Below are 11,369 nucleotides of genomic sequence, written 5' to 3'. Positions count from 1 at the left end.
CACTCTGGAGTGGTCGTCGATGACGGTGTGCAGGTAGCAGGTGCCGCGTCTGCTGGTGTTGGTCTTGGTGCGGGTGTTCTTGGTGCCTTGTTGTTTGCCGACGTAGCGCCATCCGCCGCCGTCGGGGACACGGGCGAGTTTCTTGACGTCGACGTGCAGCATCGAACCGGGGTAGGCGTGCTCGTAGCGGCGGATCGGTTCACCGGTGACGCGGTCGAGGTGGGTGAGCCGGTTCAGGCGGCATCGCACGAGGACTGCGTGCACGGTCGAGGCCGGCATCGCGAGCCGGTGACCGATCTCGACGGGTCCGAGGCGGTGCTTGAGGCGTAGGTGAACGATCTTGCGGACCACCGGTCGTGGGGTCCGCTTGGGTTGGGTGTGGCGTGCGGAGCTGCGATCACGCATCCCGTCGACGCCCTCGCGTGCGTAGCGCTCGGCCCACTTCTTCGCGGTGCGCCACGAGACGTCGTAGCGCTCGGCGGCTCGGGCGATGTCCCAGCCCTCGTCGATGATCAGGCGGGCCAGCTTGAGCCGTGCCGGCGGGGTCAGCGCAGCGTTGGGGTGGATAGCGTGGGGCATGAAGACCTCCTGTTGGTGAAGCGGTTTGGCCTAGACAGCTCCACTTCACAACAGGGGGTCTTCACCTATCTACGGCATCAGATCGTGTCGTCGCACGATCTCGACCAACGTGCCTGGACATCACAGCTAGCGCGACCTCCTCAACCGCCGTTCCGGTGGTTGAGGAAGGACGAATTCCTGTCTCGAAACCACTCTCGTCACGCACCTCACCCAGCGGCGAGCGCGAGGTAGAACGACGTCTGCCCGCGGGCGCCGGGGCGCGAGAGCGAGAGGTGCACGTGGTCGCGGTGGCGCAGCGTGACCGAGCACTTCTTGCGTGAGCGGCACGACGACGACAGGTAGGGCTCGGGCGCGAAGCCGTTCCACGCGGCGTACATCCGGTCGGCCCAGATGACGTACATCAGCCCCATCCGTCGGGCCAGCGCGGCGGGCTCCCCGCTCGCGTCGGGTGCGAACGCCGCGTCGAGGAACGACTGGGCCCGGGCCCGGTCGGCCGGGTCGGCGGCCGACAGCGTCCAGTCGATCGCCCGGCCGTCCTGGTGCTCGGACGTCGAGGTCTTGCTGCAGGCCCGGTTGACCGCTCCGCCGCCACCGCCGTACGTCGCGACCAGCCAGGTGCCGAGCGCGACGGTGCCGGGCTTGGGTCGCTTCGTGCAGGTCGTCTGGGGCTGGTAGGTCGCGAACGGCTCGAGGGGGTACGCCGCCAGCGCGTCGGCGCTCGGTCCCGGACCGGGAGCGGGCGCGGCGTCGGAGCTCGGCGTCGGGCCGGCGATGAGCGCGGCGAGGACCGCCGCCGCGACGAGGAGCAGGCGCATCCCTCGACGCTAGGTCGGCGCCCGCGCGGGCGAGGGACTCTCGCCCGAGATCTGACCGAACGGACGACGCCGCCCGGCGTGTCGCGCTGGACCCGGCCTGATCAGGCGCTCAGCTCCGCGACCACTCCATGGCCTCGACGGCGTCCTTCGCCTCCTTGAGGCCCGCGCCGGTGCCCTCACGGTAGACCTTGATCGCCTGGATCTTCTTGCCCCGCACGAGCAGGGAGCGCACCTCGACCAGCCAGGCCGGGTCGGGCGGCGGGGGCGCCGCCGCGACCGCGCCCCCGCCCGCGCCGAGCTGCGCCTCGAGGCGCGCGACCGCCGCCTCGAGCTGCGTCACCCGCGCGGTCAGGTCGGCGACCTGGCGCGAGTCGACGTCGGCTTGCGGGGAGTCGGACGAGGAACCACCGAAGAAGCCCATGCCCGGGACGCTAACGGGTGGGATCGAGCCGCGTCCGGGAGACGACCGGGAGACGCTTGGCGAAGCAGCGGTTGAGCGGAGCGTCCTTGTAGTGACCGAACGGCGCGATCGCCTCGTAGCCGGACGAGGTGTAGAGCGCGATCGCCTCCGGCTGGGCGGTGCCGGTCTCGAGCACCATCGCCTCGGCGCCGCTCTCCGCCGCCGTCCGCTCGAGGTGGGAGAGCATCGCGCGCGCGTGGCCGTGACCGCGGTGGGTCGCGGCGACGTACATCCGCTTGACCTCGGCCGTGCGGCGTACGCCGGCCGCGGCCAGCGAGACCAGGTCGGGGTGGTCGACGTGGCTGCGCCACGCACCGCTCGCGACCGGCTCCTCACCCTCGGGGCCGTCGACGTAGCCGACGAAGAACGAGCCCGTCGGCGGCTCGAACATCAGCGGGTCCAGCGGGGTCTTGTCGGCACCGCCGTAGCGGACGACGTACTCCGCCTGGACCTCGGCGATCAGCCGCACCGCGTCGGGGTGGCCGTAGTCGACCCGCTCGATCCGCAGCTCGTCTCGCACCCTGCCAGAATAGGAGCCGTGACCGACAGCGCCGACGCGTCCCTCCGGATCCCGGCGGAGCTCCTGCCGGCCGACGGCCGGTTCGGTGCCGGACCCTCGAAGATCCAGGCCTCCCACCTCGACGCGCTCGCCGCGACCGGCACCTCGCTGATGGGCACCTCGCACCGCCAGGCGCCGGTGCGCTCGCTCGTGGGCCGCGTGGTGGAGGGCGTCTCCGAGCTGTTCTCGCTGCCCGAGGGCTACGAGGTCGTGCTGGGCAACGGCGGGTCGACGGCGTTCTGGGACGTCGCGACGTACGGCCTGATCGAGCGCAGGAGCCAGCACCTGCGCTTCGGGGAGTTCACCGCCAAGTTCGCGCAGGCGGCGCAGGCCGCGCCGTGGCTCGACGAGCCGTCGGTCGTCGCGAGCGAGCCCGGCTCGCTGCCCGAGCCGGTCGCCGAGGCGGGCGTCGACGCCTACGCCTGGGCCCACAACGAGACCTCGACGGCCGTGATGGCGCCGGTGGTGCGCCCGGCCGGCGCCGACGACGGCGCGCTGGTGCTGATCGACGCGACCTCCGCCGCGGGCGGACTTCCGGTCGACGTCAGCGAGAGCGACGTCTACTACTTCGCCCCGCAGAAGTCCTTCGCCTCCGACGGCGGGCTCTGGCTGGCGCTCTTCTCCCCCGCCGCGATCGAGCGCGCGGAGCGGATCGCGGCCTCCGAGCGGCACGTGCCGGCGTTCTTCGACCTCGCGACCGCCATCGAGAACTCCCGCAAGCAGCAGACCTACAACACCCCGTCGGTGGCCACGCTGTTCCTCATGGCCGAGCAGCTCGACTGGATGCACGCCCAGGGCGGCCTGAAGGGGATGGTCGAGCGCACCACGGCGTCCTCCGACGCGCTCTACGGCTGGGCAGAGGCCTCACCGGTGGCCTACCCGTACGTCGCCGACCCGGCCCACCGCTCGCTGGTCATCGGCACCGTCGATTTCACCGACGACGTCGACGCCGCCCGGATCGCCGCCGTGCTGCGCGCCAACGGCGTCGTCGACACCGAGCCCTACCGCAAGCTCGGGCGCAACCAGCTCCGCATCTCGATGTACCCCGCCGTCGACCCCGAGGACGTCGCCGCGCTCACCCGCTGCGTCGACTGGGTCGTCGAGCGCCTCTGAGCGGATCGGAACGTCGAGTGGTTTCGAGACGGCGCTAGCGCGCCTCCTCAACCACCGGGCTCACCCGGTGGTCGAGGAAGGACGGAGTCCTGTCTCGAAACCACCCGGGGTGGGTCAGCGGCGCTTCTTGGTGACCTGTACGACGGCCGGGCGGGGCCCGGCGAAGTCGCCGGGCTTCGCGGTCGTGCCGGCGGGCACGTAGTCGGGGAAGTGCGACTGCGGCACCGCCCAGGTGCCCTCCTCGCCCGGGTGCTGCACGGCCACGAAGACCGAGCCGTCCTGGTCGTGGACGACCGGCCCGCACGTCTCCGCGCCGGCCGGGACGGCGAGGAACTGGCGGACGCGGCCGCGGTTCTTCCCCTCGAGGTCGACCTTGAACAGACCGTCGTTGAGGGTCAGCGCCGACGGCATGCCGTCGGTCGAGATCCACAGGTCGCCGACCGAGTCGAAGGCGAGGTTGTCGGGGCACGAGATCGGCGAGACCGGGCCGGTGTAGCCACCGAAGTAGGTGCCGGCGGTGCCGGGCTGACCGCAGATGAGCAGCAGGTCCCAGGAGAAGGTGCGCCCGGTGTGGTCCTTCTTGGTCGGCTTGATCTCGACGATGTGGCCGTCCTTGTTGGCGGTGCGCGGGTTGGGCTCGGTCGCGCCCTCCTTGCCCGTCTTGCCACGGTCGGTGTTGTTGGTGCACGCGACGTAGACGCGACCGTTGACGAGGTTGGGCTGCACGTCCTCGGGGCGGTCCATCTTGGTCGGCTGCACGGCGTCGGCGGCCAGACGCGTGTAGACGAGCACCTGCTCGGTGGTGAAGCCGGGCACCACGGACTCGCCGTTCACGGTCAGCGGCAGCCACTCGCCGGTGCCGTCGCTGACCCCGTCCTCGAGACCGTCGCCGTAGAAGCGGGCCACCGAGAGGTCGCCCTCGCTGAGCAGCTTCAGGTTGTGCTTGCGGGCCTGCTTGGTGTCGCCCTTGCGGAACTTCCGCTTCGAGACGAAGCGGTAGAGGTAGTCGAAGCGCTCGTCGTCGCCCATGTAGGCGACCACGTGGCCGTCCTTGTTGACGACGACGTTGGCGCCCTCGTGCTTGAAGCGGCCCATGGCGGTGTGCTTGACCGGCGTCGACGTCGGGTCGGTCGGGTCGATCTCGACGATCCAGCCGAAGCGGTTGGGCTCGTTGACGTAGTCGGGGTTGGTGGCGTCCCAGCGGGGGTCGACCGAGCGCCAGTTGCGCGAGTCCTGGGTGGCGGAGAGGCCGTAGCGGGTCTCCTTCACGTCGGTGCCCGTGGCCTTGAAGTACTGGTTGAAGTTCTCCTCGCCCGAGAGCACCGTGCCCCACGGCGTGGTGCCGCCGGAGCAGTTGTTCATGGTGCCGAGCACGCGGGTGCCGGTCGGGTCGGCGGCGGTGCGCAGCAGCGCCGAGCCGGCGGCCGGGCCGTCGAGCTCGAACGGCGTGGTGAGGGTGATGCGGCGGTTGAGCTTGCCGCGCTTCTCGTACTCCCACTGCTTGCCCGGGCGCTTGCGCTCGAGCTCGACGACCGACATGCCGTGCGCCTCCCACACGGTGCGGATGAGGGTGGCCGGGTCGGTGCCGGGCGGGAACATGATGTTCTCGTTGGTGTACTCGTGGTTGGCCACGAGCAGCGCCTTCGTGCCCTCGTCGTTCGTCACGATGATGTCGAGGTAGTCGTTGTTGTAGCCGAACTGCGCGGCCTGCGACTGCGGGGTCTGGGCGTTGGGGTCGAACGCCGGCGCGCCCTTCAGGATCGGGTCGCCCCAGCGGATGATCGGCTCCCAGCGCCAGCCGGCCGGCACGGTGAGCGCGTCGGCGCTGGCGGGCTGCGAGGCGATCGCGTTGAACTTCAGCTTCTTGGTCTTGGGGGCCGCGGCGGCCGGCAGGGCGCCGCCGGCGGCGACGAGACCGGCGGCGGTCGCGCCGGCGCCCAGGACGGCGCGGCGGCTGAGGGCCTGGCCGACCACGTCGCGGAAGTACGACGTCTCGGTCGCGTTGGGCGCCGGCACGGAGCAGGCGTCACCGCAGCGCAGGTGGCAGGTGACGGGGCTGCGCTTGCCGTGGGTGAGGCCGGCCATCGGGAGCAGCCGGGGGCGCTGGACGTCGTGGTCGGTGGTCGGAGCAGTCATGGGGAGCCTTCCCAGATGGTGCAGACGAGGACGGTCGCACCGTGCCGGGCGCCGATGAGCGGCTCGGAACCCTCCGGTGTACGCCGGGTGAACCTGCAGGTCAGGTGGCTTCGAGACGGGCCTGACGGCCCTCCTCGACCACCGGATCGGGTGGTTGAGGAAGGACGGGGTCCTGTCTCGAAACCATGCTCCGAGAGCAGGACGCTCAGAGCTGCGCAGCGATCCGCTCGTACGTCGCCGCGTCGAAGGCCACGAGCCGCGCCTCCTCGACCTGCGTCTCGGCGGCGCGGAACACCTCGAGCGCGCAGGCGATGGCGTCGTCCTTGGGCCACCCGTAGACCCCGGCGCTGACGAGCGGGAAGGCGACGGTGCGCGCACCGAGTTCATCGGCGACCTCGAGCGCCCGGGCGTAGCAGGAGGTGAGCAGCGAGCGGTCGGTCTCGCCGGCGTTGCGGTTGGGCCCGACGACGTGGATCACCCACCGGGCCGGCATCTCGCCGGCGGTCGTCCAGCCGGCGTCGCCGGTCGCGAGCCCGTGCGGGAAGCGCCGACGGCAGTCCTCGAGCACGGCCGGGCCACCGGCGCGGTGGATCGCGCCGTCGACGCCGCCTCCACCACGCATCGCCCGGTTGGCGGCGTTGACGACGGCGTCGACCTGCTGCTCGGTGATGTCGCCCTGGACGGCGGTGATCTCCACGTCCGGTCTCCTCAGCTCTCCTTGAGCAGCTTCAGCGTCGCGCGCTCGAGCGCGGCCTGCCGCTCGTCGGGGGTGTCGAAGGTGCGCCGCGTCGTGCGGTGGATGGTGCGGCCTTCCTCGTAGGCCTCGATCACCCGCGGGTCGACGTACGACGAGCGGGCGAGGGTCGGGGTGTTGCCGAGGAAGGAGCTGACCTCCTTCATCGCCCCCGACACCGCACGCTTGCGCGAGGCCTGGGTCTCCCCGTGCTCCGGGGTCTCGGCGAGCGCGGCAGCGGCCAGGACGGTCGCGTGCCAGGTGCGGAAGTCCTTCGCGGTCGCGTGCAGGCCCGTGGTCTCCTGGACGTACTCGTTGACCAGCTCGGGCAGGATCGAGCGCCAGCTGCGGCCGTTGCGGTAGGCGAGCAACCGCGGGTCGTCGGCGGCGCGACGGCGTCGCATCACCTCGATCGCGGCCACGACCACGGCGTCGTCGATCTCGATCGAGTGGTGGACGCCGGACTTGCCGACGAAGGTGAAGACCAGCTTCTCCTGCCGCTTGCGCACGTGTCGCCGCTCGAGCGTGGTGAGCCCGAACGAGCCGTTGTCGGCGGCGTAGACGTCGTTGCCGATGCGGAAGTAGCCGAGGTCGAGCAGGCGCACCGCGGCGGCGCAGGCCCGTTCGAGCGGCATCCCCTCGGAGCCGAGGTCGAGCACGACCCGCTCGCGCGCCTTGGTCAGCGCCTTGCCGAACAGCATCATCCGCTCGAACTTCTCCGCGTCGCGGCGGGTGCGCCAGTCCGGGTGGTAGAGGTACTGCTTGCGTCCCGCGGCGTCCGTGCCGACCGCCTGCAGGTGGCCGTTGGCGTACGGCGTGATCCAGACGTCCTGCCAGGCCGGCGGGATGACGAGCTCCTTCACGCGCTGCGCGTCGTCGGCGGCGAGCCGGTGGCCCTGCTGGTCGAGGTAGGTGAAGCCCGTGCCGGCCCGACGACGGGTCCACCCCGGCTGGTCGGGGGAGGTACGGCGCAGGCGCGGCATGCGGCCCCGGTAGCCAGTCGGCCCTGACGTCACGCTCCCCCGGCCGGATCCTGCCCGGGCGCGGCGATCCGGTCGAGCCAGTCCACCAGCAGAGTGCGCTCCGCGGGGTTGAGCGCCGTGACGTCGTCGACCTGCGCCCGCAGCGCGATCGCGGCGCCGGCGGGCCCCGGCCCGGGCGTGACGGGGGCGTCCGTGGTCAGCGCCCCGATGGTGGCCTCACGCACCTGCTCGGCGACCGCCAGGGCGACGGCACGGTCGGGTGCTTCGAGCACCATGAGGGTGGCCCCGTGGCCACCGGCCCGGAAGAGCAGCAGGGCGTGCTCCTCGGGCACGGCGAGCCGGCCCTGCTCGGCGATGCGCCGGATGATCGCGCGGAGGAAGTCGACCCCCGCCGCGACGACCGCACCCGGGTCACCGAGACGGGGCTCGGTCATGAGGACGTAGAGCGCCGGGTTGGCGACCGCGAACTCCAGGTGGAGCTGCCAGCCGCGCCGCAGGTCCTCGACCGGGTCGTCGGAGGCGGCGCGGGTGAGCTTGTCGGCGACGTAGTCGGCGTAGCCCTGCTGGGCGACCGCGTCGAGGAGTCCCTGCTTGTCGCCGAACAGCCGGTAGATGGTCGGCGCCTGCACCCCGGCCGCGGCCGCCACCGCCCGGGTCGAGACCGCCTCACGGCCGCCGGCGGCGAGCAGCCGGGTCGCCTCGCGGACGATGCGCTCCGCCGTCGTACCGGACATGTTGCCAACGTTAACAGGATCCGGTTACCGTCGTTGTTATCAACGGAAACAACATGGAGGTAGCGATGATTCTGGTGACAGGTGCGACGGGACGGCTGGGCGGTCTCGTGGTCGAGCGGCTCCTGGAGCGGCACCCGGCGTCCGAGGTGGCGGTCAGCGTGCGGGACCCGGAGAGGGCCACCGCCCTCGCGGAGCGCGGGGTGGACGTGCGCCGCGGCGACTTCGCCGACCCCGCGAGCCTGGGCACGGCCTTCGCCGGGGTCGGCACTGCGCTCGTCGTGTCGTCGGGCGGGCTGGGTGAGGAGGGGCCACGGCTCCACGGCGCGGCGATCACGGCCGCCCGCGAGGCCGGGGTGGGGCGTCTCGTCTACACCAGCCACCAGGGCGCCGGCGCCGACTCGGCGTTCGACCCCATGCACACGCACGCCCGGACCGAGGAGCTGCTGGCGGCCAGCGGTCTGCGCTGGACCGCGCTGCGCAACGGCTTCTACGCCTCGACGATCGCGATGCTCCTCCAGCAGGCCCGCGACGGGGTGCTGCGCATCCCCGGGGACGGCCCGGTCTCGTGGACGACCCACGAGGACCTGGCCGAGGCCGCCGCCCTCGTGCTCCTGGACGACGAGGCGCCCGACGGCCCGACTCCCCCGCTGACGGCGGGGCGCGCCGTCGAGGTCGCCTCGGCGGTGGGCCCGGAGGTGCGCGTGGAGCTGGTCGACCCCGACGCCCACCTCGCCGCGATGCTCGGCCACGGCGTGCCCGAGGACCGCGCCCGGATGGTGCTGGGCATGTTCGCGGCGTTCGCCGCCGGAGAGTTCGACGTGGTCGACCCGCACCTGGCTGTCCTGCTGGGGCGTGAGCCGGTCAGCCAGCCGGTCAGTGGGCCGGTCAGCGCGTCCGCAGCGAGCGGGCCAGCACCACGATGAACCCGACCGCGAGCAGCCCGGTGAGGAACCACGGCCAGGCGTTGGGCTCGGTCCGGGTCGCCTCGGGCAGCTCGCGGTCCTCGCGGGACTCGGTGGTGTACGGCGAGCCGTCGCTCGCGCTGGGAGCGGGGCCGGAGCTCGCGCTGGCACTGGGCTCGGCACTGGGCTCGGCGCTGGGCTCGGCGCTGGGCTCGGCGCTGGGCTCGGCGCTGGGCTCACTGCTCGGACCGGCTGCGCCGCCGCCGAGCAGCTCGGCCGGCACCTGCGCCGGGACCACCTCCGCGCCGACCCCCTCCGAGCTCAGCAGCAGCCGCCCGGTGTCGTCGACCACCGCGAGCCCCTCACCCTGCTGCTGGGCGGGCAGCGCGAAGGTGCCGAGCCGCTCCATGGCGGGGAAGGAGTAGACCGCGGCCGCGGAGTAGTTGCGCACCACCAGGTGGCGACCGTCGGGCAGGAACCCGCCGTCGGTCGCGATCGGGAGCACGCCCTCGGCGACCTGGGTGAGCCGGTTGGGTCCGTCGGTGCGCAGCTGCTCGGGCGCGGCGTACAACGCACCGCCGAGCACCGACTTGGTGGCGACGTAGAGCCGCCCGGTGGTCGGGTCGGCGAGCAGGGTCTCGGCGTCGTGGGCGCCGTCGGGATAGGTCAGCTCGTAGACGGGCACGTCGACCTGGGCGTCCTCGCGCCCGACCGGGACTCGCGCGACCTGCACGCTCGCGCGACGCTTTAGGTTGTCGCCGATGTCGCCGACCCAGGCCTCGCCGGGGCCTGCCGGGGCGAGGCCCTCGACGTCGGTGGGGTCGTCGGACCAGGTCGTGACGCCGACGGTCTCGCCGGTGGTGGCGTCGACCGCGAAGACGCGGCCGGTGTCACCGGAGTCGTTGACGGTCCAGACGGTGTCCGGGTCGCCCGGGTCGACGACCAGGCCGCTCGACTCGGCGATCTCGCGGTCGGCGAAGGCGAAGGCCGGACGGGCCTCGTCGGCACTCGGCACGGAGGCCGCGCCGAGGACGAACGGCACGACGAGCAGCCCCGCGAAGGCTCGGTCGCTCCACACGTCGCTCTCGCCCGCCCTCTCTCAGTCGTCGAGGAGGACGGACAGGCGCGGGGTGATCTGCCAGGTCGACACGAGCTCGTCGTACTCGCGCCGCAGCGAGCCGCCGGCGACCCGCGACCCGGCGCGGGTGGCGCGCAGCAGGGTGTTGCGCGGGGTGTGCTGGCTCTCGACGAACTGCACCACGTCGACCTTGTAGCCCTGCAGCCGCATCAGCGTGGCCCGCAGCGCGTCGGTGAGCGTGTCGGCGAACCTCTCGCGCAGGATGCCGTGGCGGGTGAGCATGGCGTACGGCGAGGGCGTGGGCGAGCGACGCAGCTGGGCGGCGACGTCGTGGTGGCAGCACGGCGCGGCCAGCACCAGGGGCGCCTGCCAGCGCACGGCCTGCGCGAGCGCGTCATCGGTGGCGGTGTCGCAGGCGTGCAGCGCCAGCACCACCTCGGGCGCGGGGTCGAGCTCGACCCCGCCGATGGTGCCGACGACGAACTCCGCGTCGACGCCGAGCTCGCCCGCGACCTTCTGGTTGTGCTCGCGCGACTGGTCCTTGACGTCGACGCCGGTGAGCTTCACCGGCAGGCCGCGGACGCCGGCGAGGTAGCGCTCGGCGGCGAAGGTCAGGTAGGCGTTGCCGCAGCCGAGGTCGACCACCCGTAGCGGGTCCTGCTCGGTGGGCTTGCGCAGCTGGCCCTTGGAGATCGCCTCGGTGACCGCGGTGTCGAGCAGGCGCAGGAACTCCTCGACCTGGCGGTGCTTGTCGCGTCGGCTCGGCTTGAGCCGCCCGTCGGCGTCGGCGAGGCCGAGCGCTCGGAACAGCGGGTCGTCCTCGGGCAGCAGGCGCTGCTTGCCGCGGTCGTGGCCGCGCTCGATCTCGACCTCGGTGGCGCGCGGCGTGACGTGCAGCAGCGCCTGGCCCTTGCGCGTCACCCGCAGCTGCAAGGTCTCGACCATCGTCTCGACGTGCCAGTTGGCGAACGCCTCGTCGAGCAGCGCGTCGACCGCCTCCCGGTCGCCGACCGGGTGGTTGGAGGTGTGCGCCTGCGTGTCGTCGTACGCCACGACCTGGAGGTGGCGACCCGCCTTGAGGTCGACGTACCTCAGCTCGACGCGGCGCCAGCGCGGCTGCTGGCCCTTCTGCCGACCCGACGCCACCGCGCGGACCAGCGCGTCCGGGTCGACCAGCGCGGCCCGCACCTGCGACATCGCCCGCAGCAGGTTCTCCGGCCCGCTCACCGCAGCACCGCCGCGACCACCACCACGACCAGCAGCCCCACCAGCGCCAC

At 72.6% G+C, this 11,369-nt stretch carries 12 protein-coding genes; 2 read left to right on the top strand and 10 right to left on the bottom strand.

Annotated elements, in window-relative coordinates; genetic code table 11:
* The 4 genes from GRQ65_RS22770 to GRQ65_RS12025 form a co-directional block, all read right to left on the bottom strand.
* A partial coding sequence (locus tag GRQ65_RS22770) for a leucine zipper domain-containing protein (protein WP_237448137.1) occupies nucleotides 1–579 on the bottom strand: 579 nt, incomplete at its 3' end.
* Between the two features lie 206 nt (nucleotides 580–785).
* On the bottom strand, nucleotides 786–1,394 hold the full coding sequence (locus tag GRQ65_RS12035; protein WP_160878193.1) for a VldE C-terminal domain-containing protein: 609 nt from the start codon (nucleotides 1,392–1,394) through the stop codon (nucleotides 786–788).
* Nucleotides 1,395–1,503: 109 nt separating this feature from the next.
* Nucleotides 1,504–1,815, bottom strand: a complete 312-nt coding sequence (locus GRQ65_RS12030; protein WP_160878192.1) for a ribosomal protein L7/L12 — start codon at nucleotides 1,813–1,815, stop codon at nucleotides 1,504–1,506.
* Between the two features lie 10 nt (nucleotides 1,816–1,825).
* Entirely contained in the window at nucleotides 1,826–2,374 is a 549-nt protein-coding gene (locus GRQ65_RS12025; protein ID WP_337191674.1) for a GNAT family N-acetyltransferase, read from the bottom strand.
* An 18-nt stretch (nucleotides 2,375–2,392) separates the two neighbouring features.
* On the opposite strand from GRQ65_RS12025, the gene serC reads away from it, so the two are divergent.
* Complete coding sequence (serC, locus tag GRQ65_RS12020; RefSeq protein ID WP_160878191.1) at nucleotides 2,393–3,526, top strand: phosphoserine transaminase; 1,134 nt, start codon at nucleotides 2,393–2,395, stop codon at nucleotides 3,524–3,526.
* A 114-nt stretch (nucleotides 3,527–3,640) separates the two neighbouring features.
* On the opposite strand, the gene GRQ65_RS12015 is transcribed toward serC, so the two are convergent.
* From GRQ65_RS12015 to GRQ65_RS12000, 4 genes are all read right to left on the bottom strand, one after another.
* Nucleotides 3,641–5,662, bottom strand: a complete 2,022-nt coding sequence (locus GRQ65_RS12015; protein ID WP_160878190.1) for a PhoX family protein — start codon at nucleotides 5,660–5,662, stop codon at nucleotides 3,641–3,643.
* Between the two features lie 205 nt (nucleotides 5,663–5,867).
* The gene (locus GRQ65_RS12010; protein WP_160878189.1) at nucleotides 5,868–6,359 is read right to left on the bottom strand and encodes an O-acetyl-ADP-ribose deacetylase; all 492 of its coding nucleotides are present in this window, start codon (nucleotides 6,357–6,359) and stop codon (nucleotides 5,868–5,870) included.
* A gap of 11 nt (nucleotides 6,360–6,370) precedes the next feature.
* A complete protein-coding gene (locus GRQ65_RS12005; RefSeq protein ID WP_160878188.1) occupies nucleotides 6,371–7,378 on the bottom strand; it encodes a DNA topoisomerase IB in 1,008 nt (335 codons plus the stop codon).
* A 29-nt stretch (nucleotides 7,379–7,407) separates the two neighbouring features.
* Nucleotides 7,408–8,112 carry a TetR/AcrR family transcriptional regulator gene (locus GRQ65_RS12000; RefSeq protein ID WP_160878187.1) on the bottom strand — a complete coding sequence of 235 codons (705 nt, stop codon included), beginning with the start codon at nucleotides 8,110–8,112 and terminating at the stop codon, nucleotides 7,408–7,410.
* Between the two features lie 74 nt (nucleotides 8,113–8,186).
* Between GRQ65_RS12000 and GRQ65_RS11995 the strand changes: the two genes are divergently transcribed.
* The gene (locus GRQ65_RS11995) at nucleotides 8,187–9,035 is read left to right on the top strand and encodes an NAD(P)H-binding protein (RefSeq protein ID WP_439331859.1); all 849 of its coding nucleotides are present in this window, start codon (nucleotides 8,187–8,189) and stop codon (nucleotides 9,033–9,035) included.
* On the opposite strand, the gene GRQ65_RS11990 is transcribed toward GRQ65_RS11995, so the two are convergent.
* Together GRQ65_RS11990 and GRQ65_RS11985 are read right to left on the bottom strand one after the other, a co-directional pair.
* Entirely contained in the window at nucleotides 8,998–10,092 is a 1,095-nt protein-coding gene (locus GRQ65_RS11990) for an esterase-like activity of phytase family protein (protein ID WP_160878185.1), read from the bottom strand. The genes GRQ65_RS11995 and GRQ65_RS11990 overlap by 38 nt on opposite strands.
* 21 nt (nucleotides 10,093–10,113) lie before the next feature.
* Entirely contained in the window at nucleotides 10,114–11,319 is a 1,206-nt protein-coding gene (locus GRQ65_RS11985) for a class I SAM-dependent methyltransferase (RefSeq protein WP_337191673.1), read from the bottom strand.
* Nucleotides 11,320–11,369: the final 50 nt, after the last annotated feature.

It is taken from the genome of Nocardioides flavescens, assembly GCF_009823805.1.
Lineage (GTDB): Bacteria > Actinomycetota > Actinomycetes > Propionibacteriales > Nocardioidaceae > Nocardioides > Nocardioides flavescens.
The sequence above is the reverse complement of the archived record's forward strand: the minus strand, read 5'-3'. Positions and strand labels throughout refer to the sequence as shown.